Here is an 18,588-nt window from a genome sequence, read left to right as displayed (position 1 = left end):
TATGAGACCTGTCTACCTCGACAACAACGCAACGACACGGGTCGATCCTGACGTTGTGCAAGCGATGTTGCCGTACTTCACGGATCAATTCGGCAACCCTTCGTCGACGCACGCTTTTGGCGCCTCAGTCGGCGCGGCGATAAAAAAGGCGCGGCGGCAGTTGCAGGCGCTGATCGGCGCGCAGTTCGACGATGAGATCACCTTCACCTCGGGTGGAACAGAAAGCGACAATGCAGCGATCCTTTCGGCGCTCGAGGTCCCGCCCGACCGAACCGAGATCGTGACGTCCGCGGTCGAGCATCCCGCCGTATTGACGCTGTGCGCGCATCTTGAGCAGACTCGCCGCGTCAAGGTCCACAGAATCCCCGTGGATCGTCGTGGCCGGCTTGACCTCGACGCCTACAAGGCGGTCCTCTCGCCCCGTGTGGCAATCGTCTCGGTCATGTGGGCGAACAACGAGACCGGTACGATCTTTCCCGTGGCCAAGCTCGCCGAGTTGGCCAAGGAAATTGGCGCCCTTTTCCATACCGATGCAGTGCAGGCGGTTGGCAAGCTTCCGATGGACCTGAAATCGACCGCTATCGACATGCTGTCGCTCTCCGGCCACAAGCTTCATGGCCCCAAAGGGATCGGCGCACTCTGGATAAGGCGTGGCGTGCACTTCCGCTCGCTGATCAAGGGCGGAAACCAACAGCACGGCCGGCGTGCCGGCACGGAGAACACTCCCGGCATAGTCGGGCTCGGCATGGCAGCCGAACTCGCTTTGAAATTCATGGACGACGCGACCACACGGGTAAAGTCGCTGCGCGACCGCCTGGAGGATGGGATCCTCCAGCGCATCCCAAACAGCTGTGTCACTGGCGATCCGATGGAGCGGTTATCAAACACCGCAAACATCTCCTTTGAACATGCCGCAAGCGATGGAATCCCACATCTGCTGAGCCGCGTGGGGATCGCCTGTTCCTCCGGCTCCGCCTGCACCTCCGGCTCAATGGAACCCAGCCATGTCCTGAGCGCGATGCAGATGCCACACGGGGCAGTCCGCTTCTCGTTTGCACGCGACAACGGCGAAGAAGACGTCGAGCGGGTGCTTGAGGTCATGCCGGCAATCGTGGAGAAGCTGCGTGACTCTCCCGGTTCTGGGTCGCGTGGGCGAAGTCCCGAAGACGTTCGATCCTGTCTGTACCTGACCGGCAGCAGAACAGGATGCCATTCATGAGCCGTGATGTCTTCCTCAACGACACGACCTTGCGCGACGGCGAGCAGGCGCCCGGTGTCGCCTTTACGACGGCGGAAAAGCTGGAGTTCGCCGAGTCTCTTGTGGCCGCCGGCGTACCAGAGATCGAGATCGGCACGCCGATCATGGGCGCCGACGAGATAGAAACAATTCGCGCCGCGGTCGCGCGGCGTCTCCCGGTTCGGCTGATGGCCTGGTGCCGGATGAAGGCGCGGGATCTCGACGCAGCGATCGAAAGCGGCGTCAGCGCCGTCAATCTGTCGCTGCCTGCATCCGACATCCAACTTGCCGCCAAGCTCGGCCTCGATCAGAAGGGAGCGCTCCAGCTCATCGAGGAAATGGTGAGGCGCGCAGCCGCTAGTGGCTTCTTCGTCGCTGTGGGCTGCGAGGATGCCTCGCGGGCTGATGGGGATTATCTTGCCCGCGTCATCGAAACGGCTGCGCGCGCCGGCGCAAGCCGCGTCAGGCTTGCCGACACGGTCGGCATTCTCGACCCGTTCTCGACTTTCGAACTCGTCGCCCAGCTCATGGCAAGGTCTGAAATCGACCTCGAATTTCATGGCCACAACGATCTCGGCCTTGCGGCCGCCAACACGCTGGCCGCGATCCGGGCAGGCGCGCGCCATGCGTCCGTCACCGTTCTCGGGCTCGGCGAGCGTGCGGGTAACGCCGCGCTGGAAGAAGTGGCGGCCGCGATGGCCGTCATCGACGGCGCGGATACCGGCATCGAGCTGACCGCATTGCCCGACCTCGCCGCCCAGGTGGCTTGCGCCGCCCGCCGGCAGACGGCGACTATTAAGCCGGTCGTCGGCGCCGATGTTTTCACCCACGAGTCCGGCACCCATGTCGCAGGGCTGCTGAATGACGCGCGCGCCTATCAGGGGCTCGACCCGGCACTCGTGGGCCGCTGCCGGCGTATCGTCATCGGTAAGCATTCCGGCGCCACCGCGATTGCCCGCGTGCTGAGCGAAAGCGGTCGCGAGCTCGACCCGGATTTGGCAGCCGCAATCGTGGCTCGCGTCCGCCGCAAGGCGGCCGAGACCAAATCGATCGTGACAGCAACTCAACTGGTCGAGCTCTACGATGGAATGTGCAGCGAGGCACGCCTCGCGGAGGTAGCCGGTCCAGGCCGGCTGGGCGACGAACTCAGCGATGCCACAGTTGTTCGACCAGCGAGATTGCGATGAATTGTTCAGCTGACGGCCGCCCCCTCGATGTTACCGACATCCTCGCGCGACTGAAGGGCCTGTCGGCCGCAGAGGAGTTCTTCGCGCTCCTTGGAGTCTCTTATGATCCAAAGGTGCTGAATGTCTCCCGGCTTCATATCATGAAGCGCGTGGGCCAATACCTGGCCGAAGAAGATCTATCCGATCTGCCCGACCAGGTGGTCGCGGCGCGGGTGCGCGCCACACTACAACGCGCCTATGAGGACTTCGCGACTTCCTCCCCGCTCACGCACCGGGTCTTCAAGGTGCTCAAAGACCGCGATCCAAACAAGCCTGCCAGGCCGGGACGCACCTTCGTCCCGTTCGAGTCCGTACTGAAGCGGTTCCCGAAAGAATGAGAGCGACATGGTTGCGACGCGACAATGTCGAGAACCCGACACATCCGGTTGTCGTGAACACGCCCCTGGAAGGAACCAACCGAGCCTCCAGCAATAGAAGGACGCAAAACGACTTGGCACGAATAGTGCTGCCAACCAGATCAGACCCGCACCCGGTTAAAGCCCAAAGAGACCGCCAATGCACATCGTAGTCTGCATCAAGCAAGTGCCGGACTCGGCGCAGATACGGGTCCATCCCGTCACGAACACGATCATGCGCCAGGGTGTGCCTACCATCATCAATCCTTACGACCTGTTCGCCCTCGAAGAAGCGCTCAGACTGCGCGACAACTATGGCGGCGAGGTCACCGTGCTCACTATGGGTCCGCCCATGGCAGAGGACGCCTTGCGCAAGGCCCTCGGTTACGGCGCCGACCGGGCAGTGCTGTTGACCGACCGCTACTTTGCCGGCTCCGACACGCTGGCGACTTCGTACGCTCTTTCCCAGGCAATCGCGAAGGTTGGCGAGACGTTCGGGACTCCAGACATCGTCTTCACCGGCAAGCAGACGATCGATGGAGACACCGCCCAGGTCGGACCCGGCATCGCCAAGCGCCTCGATCTCATGCAACTCACCTACGTCGCGAAGATCCCCTCCGTTGACCTCGATGCCCGCGAGATCAAGGTCGAGCGCCGCTGTGAAGGCGGCACGCAGATGCTCGAGAGCAGACTGCCTTGTCTCATCACGATGCTGGAAGGCACAAACGAGATCCGTCGGGGATCGCTCGAGGACGCGCTGTACGCCGCGCGCAGCCAAGTCCTGAGATGGAGTGCGGCCGACGCCGGCATTGATGACCTCACCAGATGCGGCCTGCGCGGCTCGCCGACGGTCGTCAAGCGCGTTTTCGCCCCTACAGCGCGGGCGGAAAAGGCGGCACTAATCGACGCCCCCGAGAGGAATTTGCGTGATCTCGCTGACGAACTTATCGCCGCAATCTTAACCCGCGGGCCAGCGCTGGAACAGGAACTCGCCTTCAACGGCGGCGAATGACGGCAAGGAGAGACGATGTCGAGCGCGAATCGAGAAGCCCCTCGCCCTGCCTCCGGCCGTGCCGGCACAAAGAAGGAGCTGCCCGACCATTTCAAAAACTATCGCCACGTCTGGGTCTTTATCGAGCTCGAGCGCGGCCAGGTCCACCCGGTATCGTTCGAACTGCTCGGTGAAGGCCGCAAGCTCGCTGACAAGCTTGGCGTCGCGCTCGCGGGGATCGTGCTCGGACCGCCAGGAGAAACCACCCAGTCTGCGGTAGCCGAGGCCTTCGCTTATGGCGCCGATCTTGTCTACAACGTCGAGGCGCCGCTGCTTGCCGACTATCGCAACGAGCCTTTCACCAAGGCGATGACGGATCTGGTCGATGCCCATAAACCCGAGATCCTGCTTCTCGGGGCGACCACCCTCGGCAGGGATCTTGCTGGTTCGGTCGCAACAACCTTGAAGACAGGGCTCACGGCCGACTGCACCGAACTCGACGTCGATATGGACGGTTCGCTCGCTGCGACCCGTCCAACTTTCGGCGGTTCCTTACTATGCACGATCTACACGCTCAATTACCGGCCGCAGATGGCGACAGTGCGACCGAGGGTCATGCCCATGCCGCGGCGGATGGACAGGCCGGTCGGCCGTGTCATCCGGCACCAGCTATCGGTAGCCGAGGATGACATCGTCACCAAAATCCTCGGTTTCCTGCCGGATAGCCAGTCTGGAAAGGCCAATCTTGCCTATGCCGATGTTGTGGTTGCAGGAGGCCTCGGTCTAGGCGCGGCGGAGAACCTGCAGCTTGTGAAGGATCTCGCGCGAGCAATCGGCGCCGAGCATGGCTGTTCGCGCCCGTTGGTGCAAAAGGGCTGGCTGTCGGCTGATCGGCAGATCGGCCAAACAGGCAAGACCATCCGGCCGAAGCTTTACATAGCGGCTGGAATTTCCGGCGCCATCCAGCACCGGGTTGGTGTCGAAGGGGCGGATCTCATCGTGGCTATCAACACCGACCCGAACGCGCCGATTTTCGATTTCGCCCACCTCGGGATCATCACCGACGCGATCCGCTTCCTTCCCGCACTGACGGAGGCCTTCACACGGCGGCTGTCGCCCCACAGTCGCGATAAGCTTGCGAACTAGGGAGTTGGACATGATCAACGAAAAATTCGACGCCATTGTTGTTGGGGCCGGTATGTCCGGAAACGCTGCTGCTTACACTATGGCAAGCCATGGCCTGAACGTGTTGCAGTTGGAGCGAGGTGAATATCCGGGCTCCAAGAATGTTCAGGGTGCAATCATGTACGCGAACATGCTGGAGAAGATCATCCCGGATTTCCGGGATGATGCGCCTCTCGAGCGGCATTTGGTCGAACAGCGGCTTTGGGTGATGGACGACACATCCCACACCGGGATTCACTATCGGTCGGACGACTTCAATGAGGCCAAGCCCAACCGCTATACGATCATCCGCGCCCAATTCGACAAATGGTTTTCGCGTAAGGTGCGCGAGGCCGGTGCGACGGTTCTGTGCGAGACCACCGTGACGGAACTCGTGCGCGATGCCAAGGACAAGGTGGTCGGCGTCCGCACCGACCGGACCGGCGGAGAGATTTTCGCGGACGTTGTCGTTCTCGCAGAAGGTGTCTCCGGACTGCTTGGCACGCGCGCCGGGCTTCGCGAGATGCCGAGGCCGAAATCCGTGGCGCTCGCCGTCAAGGAAATGCATTTCCTGCCTGAAGAGGTCATCGAGCAGCGGTTCGGCCTCAAGGCCGGTGAAGGCTGCGTGATCGAGGCCGTAGGTACGATCTCCCGCAGCATGGCCGGTCTCGGCTTCCTTTACACCAACAAGGAGTCTATCTCGCTGGGCATCGGCTGCCTTGTTTCCGATTTCGCTGCGAGGATGGAGAGCCCATACGTCCTACTCGATACGTTAAAAAATCATCCTTCGATCCGACCTCTAATCGCCGGCTCAGAGGTGAAAGAATATGCCGCGCATCTCATTCCCGAAGGTGGCTACAAGGCGATTCCGCAGCTTTTTGGCGACGGTTGGGTGGTGGTCGGCGATGCCGCGCAATTGAATAACGCCGTCCACCGCGAGGGTTCGAACCTCGCCATGACCTCCGGCCGCATCGCGGCTGAGGCAATCGTGCAGGTCAAAAGCCGCAAGCGTCCCATGACCAAACAGAACCTTGCTCTCTACAAGACCATGTTAAACAAGTCTTTCGTAATCAAAGACCTGAAGAAATACAAGGACATGCCGACCCTGCTCCACACCAATTCACGAAATTTCTTCACCACCTACCCGCAGCTGATGTCGCAGGCGGCCCAGAACTTCATGCGGGTCGACGGCACCCCGAAAATCGACAAGGAAAAGGCGACCACTACTGCCTTCATCAAGGCGCGTTCGCGCTGGGGGCTGCTGAGCGACGTGGTCCGCCTGACATGCGCCTGGCGCTAGGAGAGACGAGATGACAATCGCAGCGTCACGCATCGAGGAGAAGCTCTATCGGAATCGCTACTTGGTCGATTCAGGGCGTCCGCACATCAAAGTGCGACGACACCAGAAGCCCAGCGCCAACCTGCTCGCGTTGACCCGCGTCTGCCCGGCCCAATGCTATGAATTGACCGACGAGGGCCAAGTGGAGATCACCGCCGACGGCTGCATGGAGTGCGGCACCTGTCGGATACTGTGCGAGGCCAGTGGTGAGATCGAGTGGAATTATCCGCGGGGCGGCTTCGGTGTCCTCTTCAAGTTCGGATGACCCATGCACGCGCGCGCCGTTGCCAGAGCCGATACCTGGAATTGTCGCGATAGCAACATGACAATTTGCAATTGAACAGGGGCTCGTGAATACTGGGATATCGCGAATCGAAAGAAAGGCGCTTTGGGAGGGGCACCTTACAACCCCTGAGGTGTTTCCATGGGTCAAGTAATGCGGGATCGGGAGCACGAGGTAGGGCTTCGCGACGCACGGCCACCTATCAAAGCCATGCACGAGCCGAACATCCCGATCAGGGGTATCTACGAGATATCCGAGATCTTGACCGCTCCCACGCGGCTGGAGATCACGCTTGCCAATGTCGTCAACGTACTCTCCTCGTTTGTGCAAATGCGTCATGGAGCAATGGTCGTCCTGGACGCGGAAGGAGAGCTGGAGATTGCCGCAACCGCCGGCAACAACCACGAAGGTCAATCAGACTGGCGCCGCGTCATACCGCAGGCCGTGGTAGACCGGATCGTCGCTACGGGGACGCCGCTCGTCGTACACGATGTCAGCAAGTCCGAACTATTTCAGGCTGATCTTCAAACGGCTTCGAGCCGCGCCACCATGGCGGTTACCTTTATCGGAGTGCCAATAGAGGCTGAGAATGAAATCCTCGGTACACTGTCGATCGACCGTGTCCGGGACGGCGCCGCCAGCGTGCGTTGCGACGAAGACGTACGCTTCCTGACGATGGTCGCCAACCTTGTCGGCCGGACCATCCGCCTCCATCGCTTCCTGAGCACAGATCGTCAGCGGCTTGTCGAGGAGCAACGGAGACCGGAGAAATCGGTCGACGAGAAAGAGACCCGCCCTGCCCGGCATTCGCATGTCAAAATCGACGGGATCATCGGGGAAAGTCCCGCACTCAAGCAGGTGCTCGAAACCGTCGCGGTCGTGGCAAGGACCAATTCTACCGTGCTGTTGCGGGGTGAAAGCGGCACCGGCAAGGAATTTTTTGCGCAGGCCATCCATAAGCTTTCGCCTCGCAGCAAGAAGGCTTTCGTCAAATTGAACTGCGCCGCACTGCCTGAAAGCGTTCTGGAATCGGAGTTGTTCGGGCATGAAAAGGGCGCCTTCACGGGGGCTGTCGCGCAGCGCGCCGGCCGGTTCGAATTAGCGAATGGCGGAACCCTGTTGCTTGACGAAATCGGCGAGATTTCGCCTGCCTTCCAGGCAAAGCTGTTGCGCGTCTTGCAGGAAGGCGAGTTGGAGCGCGTCGGCGGCACCAGGACGCTAACGGTCGACGTCCGGCTCATATGCGCCACCAACAAGGACCTCGAGAAGGCCGTCGTGAACGGAGAGTTCAGGGCCGATCTTTACTACCGCATCAATGTGGTGCCAATCATGCTGCCACCGCTCAGAGAGCGACCTGGCGATATTCCACGCCTTGCGAAGGCCTTCCTCGATCGATTCAATAGCGAGAACCATTGCGAGCTCGCCTTCGCGCCGCCGGCGCTTGACCTGATCTCGCAATGCTACTTCCCTGGCAACGTCCGTGAGCTGGAAAACTGCGTGCGAAGGACGGCCACTCTTGCGCGTTCAAGTACGATCGCCACTTCAGATTTTGCCTGCCAGAATAGCCAGTGCCTGTCTTCCCTCCTCTGGAAAGGAGCCGACCGTGCAAACGACGGCTGTGCCAGCGATGAGTTCGGCCGCAACAGGATGCCGGTTGAATTGCCGCTGGGAGCCAGGCGCATCGGCGCCTCCGGGGGCGCAGCGGTGCCCGTCAACGGCCGCGGTCCGAGCGATCCTGCCTGGGGTGCAACAGGCATGCGTGTGACCGATTACGACAGGCTGATCGACGCGATGCAGAAGGCCGGCTGGGTTCAGGCCAAGGCTGGGCGTATCCTCGGCCTCACGCCGCGGCAAGTCGGCTATGCCCTGCGTCGGCATGGTATCGAGGTGAAGAAGTTCTAAGAAGCCTGCGACGTCGAACGGTCAGGCCTCCTCGCGCCGTGTTCGAGTGGTGCCTTTGAGACGCCACTCGACGCGACGCATGTTGAAGCGCGGGATCTACGTCATCGGTTTCTCTTTCCCGGTGCTGCCCGGGGCCAGGCGCGCATCCGCACCCAGATGTCGGCGGATCCAAGGAACAAAAGAATGTCCAACATGATGAAGGCGCTGGTGAAGGCCAAGGCCGAGCCGGGCATCTGGATGGAAGAGGTGCCGGTGCCGGAGATCGGCCCCAACGACGTGCTGATCAAGGTCAGGAAGACCGCGATCTGCGGTACTGACGTCCATATCTACAATTGGGATCAGTGGGCGCAGAAGACCGTGCCGGTGCCGATGGTGACCGGCCATGAGTTCGTCGGCACCATTGCCGATTACGGCGCCGCGGTCACCGAGTACAAGGTCGGCCAGCGCGTCTCGGGCGAAGGCCATATCGTCTGCGGCCATTGCCGCCACTGCCGCGCAGGACGAGGGCATCTTTGCCGCAACACGCTCGGCGTCGGCGTCAACCGGCCCGGTGCCTTCGGGGAGTACATGGTGATACCGCAGCACAATGTCGTGCCGATCCCCGACGACGTGCCCGACGAGATCGCCGCCATCTTCGATCCATTGGGCAATGCCGTCCACACCGCATTGTCCTTCGACCTGGTCGGCGAGGACGGCCGAGGATGGCGATCTTGCCGCCATTGTTCATGGTGTCGATCATGTCACGGAAGGCAGGCGCCGCGCCCGACATCTCCAGCCCGACGTCGAACCCTTCGCTCATGCCGATCGAAGGCATGACGTCGCGCAGCTTCTCCTTCGAGGCGTCGACGACATGCTGGACGCCGAGCTTGCGCGCCAGATCCAGGCGAACCGGATTGATGTCGGTGATGACGACTTTCCTGGCGCCGACACACTGCGCTACCAGCGCGCCCATGATGCCGATCGGTCCTGCGCCGGTGACCAGCATCGTTCAGCCTAACGGCGGAAGCGAAGTGGTTTGCGATTCCAGGCCCCCTTCGACAGCAGGTGAAATACGATCCAGACCGCTTCAGATCCTACGACCCTAACGTTGCACCCTGGCTTGATCCTGCTTCGCACGCGCTTATGTCCGAGTCCGTCGGAAAGGGAAGCCTAGAGCTCGACCCCTCCACCTACACGCGTGAAATTGCCGAAAGATTTTTGATCGAGATGTCCTGGGCTTCTTCGGCGCTTGAAGGAAATACTTATTCCCTGCCTGAGACCGAGGCGCTCATCAAATACGCGGAGGTCGCGGGCGGAAAGTCTGAAATCGAAGTCCAAATGATCTTGAACCACAAGCAGGCGATTGGCTGGGTCATCGACAACATTGCGACAGTGGAGATCGCTCCGGAGACGGTGATGAGACTGCACGCGATGCTCATGCGCACTCTGGTCAGGCAGAACAATCTCGGCGCGGTTCGACGCGACCCGGTTAACATCACGACCAGTTCATACGTTCCGTCGTCCGACCACACCGAGTTATCAATGGGGCTTTCGGAGCTCTGCTGGAAGGCGTCCACAGCGAAAGATCCGTTCGAGGCCTCCTTCGCTTTGCTTGCAGGCATCGCTTACCTGCAGCCCTTCATCGATGGCAACAAGAGGACCGGGCGACTGCTCAGCAACATCCCGCTACTGAAAGCAGGACTGCCTCCCATCTCCTTCATCGGAGTGGGTAGAGCCGCTTACGGGATCGGCATGACGACATGGTACGAACTGGCCGATACGAGCTACCTCGGTAAAGCGATAGCCGAAGGCTATGCAATCGCAGCGCCGTCCTACCTTGTGGCAACGACCACCAAGAAAGTGCCGCGCTCAGTGGAGATCAGGATGCGACGGCGCCTTGACGACGCCGTCGCGGAGTATCTCAGCCGGGCAGTCGACAGTCCCGATTTGATGCCAAGCGATTTCGCGAGAGACGCATTCAGGGACCTCGAGGGAGAAGACCTGGATGTCATAGTTCAGTCCTTCGTGGACATCATCGTCTCTATCAATGAGTTGAACTGCGTCGCATACGGTGTCGCGCCTGACCTTGTCGAGAAATATCACAGGGTGAAACCCGTCGGAGGCCCGCACACGTTGGACCGTAGGCCTCCTGCATAAATCGCAAGTGCAAACACTTGATATAACGATATATTTTTCAGCCAAAGCAATTTTGCATGAAAGATGCATAAATTGACGCCTTCCGATGAGTCCGCCGTCTCCGTCATCAATCCGAATGAGCAGATTACTCAAATTTCCTCCCCACCGCCTTGGAGCTTCTCAATCGCCGTGGAATGTCGATCGTCGCGGGCATAGGCGAGCGCCACCGCGGGGTCCAGAGAACCGTCATCAAGCGCCGGCAGGTCCCGTCATTCCTGGGGATCGTGAGCACTTTTTTGCGGGCGAGCAAATTCGGCGCGCAGCTTGCGCCGGGGGCCAGCAGCCTCCATGATCTCTTCGAGATCGGGCATGCCTTCGACGAGCTTGCAAATCGCCCCTGCAGCGGCCGGCCTAAGGCCTCTATGCCGAGCGAGCCGACCTGTTCAAGTCGCAAGCCAGACAAAAATGTGACGTAACGAACAGGCGGAATCGCGCATGAAAGCCGACATATTGAACTGAAACCCGCTTTTTTTGAGCTGGCACAACTTTTGCGCTTCGAACTGCAACGTCCACCCAGGAACGGAGCCGTTCATGTCTTTACCGACGATTTCGCTTGAGAGTTTGGTCAGCACTAAATCCTTCGACCAGTTGCTGACGATCGCGAAATCCGCCGGCTGCGCATCTTCATCCTGCGGCTCGTCCGCAAAACCGGACGAGATGGACTCCGCTGTCTGGGAGAAGATCAAGGAACATCCATGCTATTCCGAAGAGGCGCACCATTATTTCGCGCGCATGCATGTGGCGGTCGCGCCAGCCTGCAACATCCAGTGCAACTACTGCAATCGCAAATATGACTGTGCCAATGAAAGCCGACCCGGGGTCGTCTCGGAAAAGCTGACTCCAGACCAGGCGCGACGCAAGGTGATCGCGGTCGCCAACGAAGTGCCCCAGTTCTCGGTGCTCGGGATCGCCGGGCCGGGCGACGCCTGTTACGACTGGAAGAAGACAAAGGCAACTTTCGAACGCGTCGCCAGGGAAATCCGCGACATCAAGCTGTGCATCTCCACCAACGGTCTCGCGTTGCCGGATCATGTTGCCGAGCTTGCTGACATGAATGTCGATCATGTGACAATCACCATCAACATGGTCGACCCCGAAATCGGCGCAAAGATCTATCCTTGGATCTTTTACGACCATCGCCGCCACACCGGCATCGACGCTGCCAGGATCCTGCACGAGCGGCAGATGTTGGGCCTGGAGATGCTGACCGCGCGCGGCATCCTCACCAAGATCAATTCGGTGATGATCCCCGGCGTCAACGGCGAACACCTGATCGAGGTCAATAAATGGGTAAAGGAGCGCGGCGCGTTCCTGCACAATGTCATGCCACTGATTTCCGACCCGGCGCACGGTACGCATTTCGGGCTGACCGGGCAGCGCGGCCCAACGGCGTTGGAACTGAAGACGCTTCAGGATCGCCTTGAAGGTGGCGTCAAGCTGATGCGCCATTGCCGGCAGTGCCGGGCCGACGCTGTCGGCCTACTTGGCGAGGATCGTGGCCAGGAGTTCACCATCGACCAGATTTCGGACGACATCACCTACGACGCCAGCAAACGCAAGGCCTACCGGGAGGTGGTCGCGCGCGAGCGCGGCGATCACGTGGCAGCCAAAAACCAAGCGGTCGCGACGGTCAAGGCAACGGGTTCGGGCAAATCGCTCCACATCGCTGTGGCGACCAAGGGCGGCGGCCGGATCAACGAACATTTCGGCCATTCGAAGGAATTCCAGGTTTATGAGGCCTCTCAGAGGGGGATCAGCTTCATCGGGCATCGCAAGGTCGAGCAGTATTGCCTGGGCGGCCGAGGCGCGGACGCCACCCTCGAAGGCGTGATAGCTGCGCTCAAAGACATCGATATCGTGCTGTGCGCCAAGATCGGAGATTGCCCCAAGGATCAGCTCGCGGAAGCTGGAATCCGGGCAATGGATGTTTATGGCTACGACTACATCGAGACCGCTATCAGCGCGGTTTACGCCGCCGAGTTTGGGAGCGAACCACTGGCGGCGACGGCTTGAGCGTCTCGTCCCAACCGAATCAGGAGTTGAGAAATGGCCTTCAAGATCATCGCCTCGCAATGCACGCAATGCGGTGCCTGCGAGTTCGAATGTCCATCGAGTGCGATCAAATTCAAGGGCGAGACCTACGTGATCGATCCGGAGCAGTGCACCGAATGCAAGGAGGCCTTCGATACCCAGCAATGCGCCTCGGTATGCCCGGTGTCGGGGACCTGCATTCCCGCCTAACCTCCACTCGGGTTAGCGGCACGGTCGGGGTCGCTTCCGGAGCACGCCATGATCTCCTTTGTTAACGAACTGGAGCCGCAAGAAAGGAAGGAAGGGGATGGGCCTCGGACGCGAACAGGAGGTCGAGATCCGCAAGCCTCCACGATTTATGCCGGGCGAGCGGGTCCGTGCCACACGCCACATAAAGAATGACGGCACCTATCCCGGTAGGGAGATAGGCGCAAACCTCGTGCGGAAGGGCGATGAAGGCTATGTGCGCGACATCGGCACCTTTCTCCAGCAGTTCTACATCTATGCGGTCGAATGGTTCGATCGCGGCACCGTCGTTGGCATGCGCGCCCACGAATTGATCAGCCTCGACAAATCCGGGGATCCTTGTGCCGAAATCACTTGTGGTCACTAGAAAGGGAACAGGCCGATGAAGGTTATGATCCGCAAGACCGACGCCGGCCTATCGGCGTATGTGCCCAAGAAGGATCTCGAAGAGCCGATCATCGGCGTCGAGAATGAAGAGCTATGGGGAGGGTCAATAACGCTCAGGAACGGCTGGCGGCTCGTTCTGCCCGACCTTCCGCGAGATACACCTTTGCCGATCACCGTCGAGGCAAGAAAGATCTCCGACGAGGATTGATGCCGCAGGTCGGCAACCTGAGAGCGTCAACGGGAAACGAGCATGAATAGGATCCTGGCCTTGGGCCATCTCATGATCAACCGGGACAGTCATGCCGCCAAGCAGCTTGAACTGCTGAAAAAGGCTCTCTGCGCCGATGAGATCATCCCGTATCTGGGTCCCGACCTGCTTCGGCTTAGGTACGAGGAACCACCGGTACCGCATACGCCGCAAGCCGTTGCCGCAGCATTCAACGCGCGGGCGCCCGCTCCTTCGAAGATTCGCACCAATATGTGGTCGGTCGCCCAATTCATCGAGCAGCGCCGGCATCGGCGGACGCTCCAGGCCTGGATGGCTGAGATATTCGCAGGCCCGGTGGCGCCGACCGTTTTCCATGCCTGGCTCGCGACACTTCCCCTCTCGCTGATCGTCGATAGCTGGTACGACGGCGCCATGCGCGCGGCCCTCATAGACACCGGCCGCACTGATGTCGTCGAAATTCAAGGGGTCACGCGGGCGCACGCAATTGGCGACGTTTGGACGAAAACGTACGATTTGTCTGGAACGGAACTCCAACCAGACTCGGCGGCAACGACAGTCCTCTATACCCCGCACGGCAGCATCAAGCCGGCGGCAAACTTCCTTATCGCAGATTCGGATTACGTCGAAGCGCTAACCGAAATCGATATCCAGACTCCGATCCCTCGAGCCGTGAAGGAACGGCGCACCAAGCGCGGCTTCTTCTTCTTCGGCTGCCGGTTCGACGACCAGATGCTGCGCACCTACGCCAGACAAGTCATCAAGCGCTCAAGCGGCCCGCACTTCGCGGCTATCGATTCGGCAACGCTGACCAAGAACGAACGCCGCTTCCTTGCAGCAAACGCAATCACGGTCATAGACATGCCGGTAGGCGAAGCCGCGGCTCAACTGGTTGGAACAGACGTTTAGCAGATGATAACCAGCTTTGCATGTCCTGGGCATTTGACGGGGGAGTCGGGCGCCCCAAGGCCCCCCAAACCGCCCAATATCACTGGAATGCACCCCCGAACAGTAAGGCTATCCGCGGCGTGACGAAGCCCGGGAATTCGCTCGCGAATGGAGAAGCGGCCGGTCCGGTCCAGTGCTTGAGCACGATCGCCCGCATTACCCGGATGAATTTGCGGCACCCCTGGCAGGTCACCGTGGCTATTGGTTCGACACTCGTTGCGGCATCGCTCCAATTGCTCATCCCCGAGCTCCTCGGCCAGGCCATAGACCAGACCCAGACAGCCATCGGCGGGGGTGTCAGCGGAGCGGCAGCGCAAGAGGGGCTGCGGACCTCGGCGCTGCTGCTGCTTGCCATTTGCGTGCTGCGCGGCCTCTTCACGCTGGCTCAAAACTATTTTGCCGAAGCGGTCGGACATCACGTCGCGTATGAACTGCGGGTCGCTTTTTATGAGAAGATCCAGCGGCTCAGCTTTTCTTTTCACGACCAGGCGCATTCAGCCGATCTGATCACGATCGGCATGCTCGATCTGGAAGGCGTGCGTGTGTACTTCTCTGCCGCTCTGGTTCGCGCCGTGCTCCTCGTCATGTTGATCGGGGTCGGCGCCCACATGCTGATCTCCATCAACCTGGTTCTTGGTCTCCTCGCGCTGTGCTTTGTGCCCTTCGTCGGATGGCGCTCATCAATCACACAGATCAAGCTGCGCGCCACCTGGCTTGACCTGCAGGAGCGGCTTTGCGACCTCAGCCGTGTAATGGAAGAAAATCTCACCGGCGTCCGGGTTGTCCGCGCGTTTTCAGCGCAGGCCTACGAGATGCTGAAGTTCGACCGCGCATCGAAGAGTGCGCTTGGCCTCATGCACAAACGGGCCGAGATTTACGTGCGCAATATTTCCGCAATGAATTTCTCGTTCTCTTTCGCCATGGGGTTGGTTCTGTGGGTCGGCGGGAACAAAGTCATCGCAGGCGAAATCAGCGTCGGAAAACTTGCCACGTTCCTTACCTTTATGACCATCCTCCAGATGCCGGTTCGCCAGATAGGTTTGATTGTCGATGGCTTTGCCCGAGCCTCGACATGCGGCTCGCGCCTGTTCGGGTTACTCGACCTGGATATCGCGCTCAAGGACGCAGCAGACGCCAAACCGCTCGAAATCAGCGAGGGCACCTTGCGGTTCGAGGATGTTTCATTCGCCTATCCGGACGCCGAGAACCGCCCAATTCTGAAGAATATTAGTTTTGAAGCCCGCAAGAGCGAAACCATTGCAATTGTCGGCCCGCCCGGCTCGGGCAAGTCGACGATTGCTCATCTGATCCCTCGTTTTTACGACGTCGCCAGCGGCGTCATCACGCTTGACGGTCAGGATATCCGCGAGGTCACCCTGGCGACGCTTCGCAGAGCCGTCGCGGTCGTGCAGCAGGATGCATTCATCTTCACCACGACGATCGAAAACAACATCGCCTATGGCGATCCCTGGGCCAACGCGCAGCGGATCGAGCGCGCGAGCGAGTCGGCTCAGCTTCATGACTACATTCTCCGGTTGCCGGCCGGTTACAAAACGGTGGTGCGTGAACGCGGCATATCCCTGTCGGGCGGCCAGCGTCAGCGCCTGGCGATAGCTCGCACGATGATGCTGCGCCCGTCGGTCATCATATTCGACGACTCGACTGCCGCGATCGATGCCGCCACAGAACAGCGCATTCGCTCCGCGATGCGGTACTTTGCCAAGGACCGCGTGACCATCATCATCGGCCACCGGCTGAGTTCGCTCATGGATGCCGACGTAATTCTGTTTATCGAGAACGGCGAGATTGTCGAGCGTGGCACTCATGAGGACCTTCTGGCGAAGGGCGGACGCTACAAGGCCCTCTACGATCTCCAAGCGCGCGCTTTTGATGACATGCTGCCCAACCAAGAGGGGGTGAGCTGATGCTCCAGGGTAGCGAAGTCGAGACGCAGCGCGACGATGCCCACGAAGACCGGCGTCCGCCCCATGCGGTCGTCGGTTCGCATCGCATCGAAGAGGAGATGTTCGGGCAGGCGTTTGACAAGAATATTGTCCGACGCATTTGGGGGTTCGTGCGGCCCTACCGCACCAACTTGATAGTCTCGGTTGCCGCGATGTTGATCCTCACCGGCACGCAGCTTCTCGTCCCGCTGATCATCCGCTTTGCTATCGACCATGGCATGCAGCCGGGAAGTGGCGATCGTTCGGCCCTGCTCGGAGCCGCCTGCGCCTTCCTTTTCACCATTTCGGTCAATTTCGGCGCCAGCTGCACGCAAGAGATCATGGTCTACAAAATGGCGGAGAAAGTTCTGTTCGATATTCGGCGGGCCACGTTCGGCCATCTGCAGGACGTGGCGCTTTCCTTTATGGACAAGACAGAGGTGGGACGGCTGATGTCGCGTCTGCAGGGTGACGTCAATTCCATGCAGGAATTCCTCGAAACCTCGGTGTTTTGCCTGGGCGACATCATTCTTGTCTTTGGCATCGTCTTCGTCATGCTGTGGCTCGATGTTCGCTTGGGGATCCTTACGTTCTCACTGGTGCCTGTTCTCCTCATCGTGCGCATCTTCTGGCTGCCGCGCGCCCGCGGCGCCTTCATGGCTGCCAATGGGGCCAATTCGGTTTCCAATGGCGCGCTAGCCGAAGCCATTCATGGCGTAAGGGCAGTGCAGTCCATGGACCGGCAGCAGGTCAATTTGATGCTTTATGACGACAAAGCCCGTGCCAATCTCAAGATACATCTGACCGCCGCCAAATACGCCCAGATAATGGTGCCGATCGTCGATAGCCTAACGGGCGTTGCCATGGCTGTCGTCATCGTCGTCGGCGGCTCAATGGTCATGAGTGATCGCATCGATGTGGGTGTGATGGTCGCGTTCCTCTTCTACATCCAGCGCTTCTTCGATCCGATCCGCTCCCTCACCTTGCAATATTCGATCATGCAAAGGGCGATGGCGTCGGGAAAGCGACTGACCGACGTTCTTGATGTCAAGATTGAGGTCCAGGACAAACCGAATGCTACGGTGCTTTCGCCCGAGATGGACGGCTCGATCGAGTTCAGGAACGTTACTTTCGGATATGATCCCAAGCATCCGGTATTGAAGAACGTGTCGTTTCGGGTCAATCCCGGCGAAACCGTCGCCCTGGTGGGGCCGACCGGTTCAGGTAAATCCAGTGCAATGGCCCTCGTCCACCGCTTTTATGATGTCCAGGAGGGCCAGGTGCTGGTCGGCGGGTATGATGTGCGCGATCTCACCCAGAAATCACTTGGCCGTCAGATCGCCATGGTGCTCCAGGAGCCGTTCCTTTTTACCGGCACGATTTTCGAGAACATCCGCTACCACAAGGCTGAAGCCACGCGGGAAGAGGTTATCGAGGCCGCTATGGCGGTCGGCGCGCACAGCTTCATTGTGCGCCTTCCTGGTGGATACGATGCCGATCTACGTGAAGGCGGCGGCAATCTCTCGCTGGGCCAGCGCCAGCTTATCAGCTTTGCCCGTGCGCTTGTCGCAAACACCAAGATTCTGGTACTCGACGAAGCAACCGCCAATATCGATAGCTATACGGAAATGCTGATTCAGAAGGCTATGGTCAGGCTCCTCGAAGGCCGCACTGGCCTCGTCATCGCCCATCGCCTTGCCACAGTCCGAGGCGCCGACCGTCTTATCGTTCTTCAGAATGGCAAAGTCGCCGAATCCGGAAAGCACGATCAGTTGATCGAAATGGGCGGTCTCTATTCCAAACTCTACAGGCTCAACCACGCCTCGTTCGACGACACGCCCGATGAGCAACTCGACACCTCCGAAGCAGCGGGCTACAGATCTGAGGCGCGAAGTTCTGAGGAGCCAGCACATTGGTGCAAGCGCTTTGCCGAACGGTGATACCCGACGCATTGCCGGCCTTGCACAAGCAGATCGAGCGCCTGTGCGATGTCGAGATCGCCACCACCCATGACGGGCATTTGATTTTCACGAAAAAGGTTCGCGACGGGTCCGTGACTTCTTGTCCAAGCCTCGCGGCGTCTCAGAAAAGCACGCGTCATAGACTTGCTGAAGCCCGACGAGGATCGCTTATT

17 protein-coding genes and 2 pseudogenes are annotated in these 18,588 nt (G+C 59.9%); 17 read left to right on the top strand and 2 right to left on the bottom strand.

Annotation, left to right across the window (positions count from 1 at the left end):
• Window position 1: 1 nt before the first annotated feature.
• The 9 genes and pseudogenes from nifS to ABID26_RS30945 form a co-directional block, all read left to right on the top strand.
• A complete protein-coding gene (nifS, locus tag ABID26_RS30985) occupies window positions 2-1,219 on the top strand; it encodes a cysteine desulfurase NifS (RefSeq protein ID WP_354417432.1) in 1,218 nt (405 codons plus the stop codon).
• Entirely contained in the window at window positions 1,216-2,424 is a 1,209-nt protein-coding gene (gene nifV, locus ABID26_RS30980; RefSeq protein ID WP_354417430.1) for a homocitrate synthase, read from the top strand. Before nifS ends, nifV begins: the two co-directional genes overlap by 4 nt.
• Window positions 2,421-2,801: a nitrogenase stabilizing/protective protein NifW gene (gene nifW, locus ABID26_RS30975; RefSeq protein ID WP_354417428.1), complete on the top strand. Its 381-nt coding sequence runs from the start codon at window positions 2,421-2,423 to the stop codon at window positions 2,799-2,801. Before nifV ends, nifW begins: the two co-directional genes overlap by 4 nt.
• A gap of 178 nt (window positions 2,802-2,979) precedes the next feature.
• Complete coding sequence (locus ABID26_RS30970; protein WP_354417426.1) at window positions 2,980-3,831, top strand: electron transfer flavoprotein subunit beta/FixA family protein; 852 nt, start codon at window positions 2,980-2,982, stop codon at window positions 3,829-3,831.
• Between the two features lie 15 nt (window positions 3,832-3,846).
• Entirely contained in the window at window positions 3,847-4,956 is a 1,110-nt protein-coding gene (locus ABID26_RS30965) for an electron transfer flavoprotein subunit alpha/FixB family protein (protein WP_354417424.1), read from the top strand.
• 10 nt (window positions 4,957-4,966) lie between these two features.
• Window positions 4,967-6,274 carry an FAD-dependent oxidoreductase gene (locus ABID26_RS30960; RefSeq protein WP_354417421.1) on the top strand — a complete coding sequence of 436 codons (1,308 nt, stop codon included), beginning with the start codon at window positions 4,967-4,969 and terminating at the stop codon, window positions 6,272-6,274.
• Window positions 6,275-6,284: 10 nt separating this feature from the next.
• Window positions 6,285-6,578 (top strand): ferredoxin family protein, encoded by a 294-nt coding sequence (locus tag ABID26_RS30955; protein WP_354417419.1) that lies wholly within the window; start codon window positions 6,285-6,287, stop codon window positions 6,576-6,578.
• 228 nt (window positions 6,579-6,806) lie between these two features.
• The gene (gene nifA, locus ABID26_RS30950; RefSeq protein WP_435528625.1) at window positions 6,807-8,498 is read left to right on the top strand and encodes a nif-specific transcriptional activator NifA; all 1,692 of its coding nucleotides are present in this window, start codon (window positions 6,807-6,809) and stop codon (window positions 8,496-8,498) included.
• Window positions 8,499-8,681: 183 nt separating this feature from the next.
• Window positions 8,682-9,191: pseudogene (locus ABID26_RS30945) on the top strand (alcohol dehydrogenase catalytic domain-containing protein); the annotation flags it as partial.
• A 1-nt stretch (window position 9,192) separates the two neighbouring features.
• Here the strand turns inward: ABID26_RS30945 and ABID26_RS30940 are convergent.
• A pseudogene (locus tag ABID26_RS30940) lies at window positions 9,193-9,483 on the bottom strand (zinc-binding dehydrogenase); the annotation flags it as partial.
• A 137-nt stretch (window positions 9,484-9,620) separates the two neighbouring features.
• Here ABID26_RS30940 and ABID26_RS30935 point away from each other — a divergent pair.
• Window positions 9,621-10,634, top strand: coding sequence for a Fic family protein (locus tag ABID26_RS30935; protein ID WP_354417416.1), 1,014 nt, complete (start codon window positions 9,621-9,623; stop codon window positions 10,632-10,634).
• Between the two features lie 422 nt (window positions 10,635-11,056).
• Here ABID26_RS30935 and ABID26_RS30930 read toward each other — a convergent pair whose 3' ends face one another.
• Window positions 11,057-11,359, bottom strand: coding sequence for a hypothetical protein (locus ABID26_RS30930; RefSeq protein ID WP_354417554.1), 303 nt, complete (start codon window positions 11,357-11,359; stop codon window positions 11,057-11,059).
• On the opposite strand from ABID26_RS30930, the gene nifB reads away from it, so the two are divergent.
• The 7 genes from nifB (at window position 11,262) to ABID26_RS30895 (ending at window position 18,394) form a co-directional block, all read left to right on the top strand.
• Window positions 11,262-12,686: a nitrogenase cofactor biosynthesis protein NifB gene (gene nifB, locus ABID26_RS30925; RefSeq protein ID WP_354417541.1), complete on the top strand. Its 1,425-nt coding sequence runs from the start codon at window positions 11,262-11,264 to the stop codon at window positions 12,684-12,686. The two genes, ABID26_RS30930 and nifB, sit on opposite strands and share 98 nt — an antisense overlap.
• A gap of 33 nt (window positions 12,687-12,719) precedes the next feature.
• A complete protein-coding gene (locus tag ABID26_RS30920; protein WP_040985349.1) occupies window positions 12,720-12,914 on the top strand; it encodes a 4Fe-4S binding protein in 195 nt (64 codons plus the stop codon).
• A 97-nt stretch (window positions 12,915-13,011) separates the two neighbouring features.
• Window positions 13,012-13,317 carry a nitrogen fixation protein NifZ gene (locus tag ABID26_RS30915; protein WP_354417413.1) on the top strand — a complete coding sequence of 102 codons (306 nt, stop codon included), beginning with the start codon at window positions 13,012-13,014 and terminating at the stop codon, window positions 13,315-13,317.
• A gap of 15 nt (window positions 13,318-13,332) precedes the next feature.
• Window positions 13,333-13,545: a putative nitrogen fixation protein NifT gene (gene nifT, locus ABID26_RS30910; protein WP_040971429.1), complete on the top strand. Its 213-nt coding sequence runs from the start codon at window positions 13,333-13,335 to the stop codon at window positions 13,543-13,545.
• A gap of 42 nt (window positions 13,546-13,587) precedes the next feature.
• Window positions 13,588-14,472 carry an SIR2 family protein gene (locus ABID26_RS30905; RefSeq protein WP_354417412.1) on the top strand — a complete coding sequence of 295 codons (885 nt, stop codon included), beginning with the start codon at window positions 13,588-13,590 and terminating at the stop codon, window positions 14,470-14,472.
• A gap of 110 nt (window positions 14,473-14,582) precedes the next feature.
• A complete protein-coding gene (locus ABID26_RS30900; RefSeq protein ID WP_354417539.1) occupies window positions 14,583-16,436 on the top strand; it encodes an ABC transporter ATP-binding protein in 1,854 nt (617 codons plus the stop codon).
• Window positions 16,436-18,394: an ABC transporter ATP-binding protein gene (locus tag ABID26_RS30895; RefSeq protein WP_354417410.1), complete on the top strand. Its 1,959-nt coding sequence runs from the start codon at window positions 16,436-16,438 to the stop codon at window positions 18,392-18,394. The genes ABID26_RS30900 and ABID26_RS30895 overlap by 1 nt, the downstream gene beginning before the upstream one ends.
• Window positions 18,395-18,588 lie beyond the last annotated feature (194 nt).

Origin of the sequence: Mesorhizobium shonense, from assembly GCF_040545255.1 — a bacterium.
GTDB lineage: Bacteria > Pseudomonadota > Alphaproteobacteria > Rhizobiales > Rhizobiaceae > Mesorhizobium > Mesorhizobium shonense.
This window is presented reverse-complemented; position numbering and strand designations above follow the sequence as displayed.

Coding starts and splice junctions, on each gene's coding strand:
- nifS (WP_354417432.1), top strand. CDS start 2: ATGAGACCTGTCTACCTCGACAACAACGCAACGACACGGGTCGATCCT.
- nifV (WP_354417430.1), top strand. CDS start 1,216: ATGAGCCGTGATGTCTTCCTCAACGACACGACCTTGCGCGACGGCGAG.
- nifW (WP_354417428.1), top strand. CDS start 2,421: ATGAATTGTTCAGCTGACGGCCGCCCCCTCGATGTTACCGACATCCTC.
- ABID26_RS30970 (WP_354417426.1), top strand. CDS start 2,980: ATGCACATCGTAGTCTGCATCAAGCAAGTGCCGGACTCGGCGCAGATA.
- ABID26_RS30965 (WP_354417424.1), top strand. CDS start 3,847: ATGTCGAGCGCGAATCGAGAAGCCCCTCGCCCTGCCTCCGGCCGTGCC.
- ABID26_RS30960 (WP_354417421.1), top strand. CDS start 4,967: ATGATCAACGAAAAATTCGACGCCATTGTTGTTGGGGCCGGTATGTCC.
- ABID26_RS30955 (WP_354417419.1), top strand. CDS start 6,285: ATGACAATCGCAGCGTCACGCATCGAGGAGAAGCTCTATCGGAATCGC.
- nifA (WP_435528625.1), top strand. CDS start 6,807: ATGCACGAGCCGAACATCCCGATCAGGGGTATCTACGAGATATCCGAG.
- ABID26_RS30935 (WP_354417416.1), top strand. CDS start 9,621: ATGTCCGAGTCCGTCGGAAAGGGAAGCCTAGAGCTCGACCCCTCCACC.
- ABID26_RS30920 (WP_040985349.1), top strand. CDS start 12,720: ATGGCCTTCAAGATCATCGCCTCGCAATGCACGCAATGCGGTGCCTGC.
- ABID26_RS30915 (WP_354417413.1), top strand. CDS start 13,012: ATGGGCCTCGGACGCGAACAGGAGGTCGAGATCCGCAAGCCTCCACGA.
- nifT (WP_040971429.1), top strand. CDS start 13,333: ATGAAGGTTATGATCCGCAAGACCGACGCCGGCCTATCGGCGTATGTG.
- ABID26_RS30905 (WP_354417412.1), top strand. CDS start 13,588: ATGAATAGGATCCTGGCCTTGGGCCATCTCATGATCAACCGGGACAGT.
- ABID26_RS30895 (WP_354417410.1), top strand. CDS start 16,436: ATGCTCCAGGGTAGCGAAGTCGAGACGCAGCGCGACGATGCCCACGAA.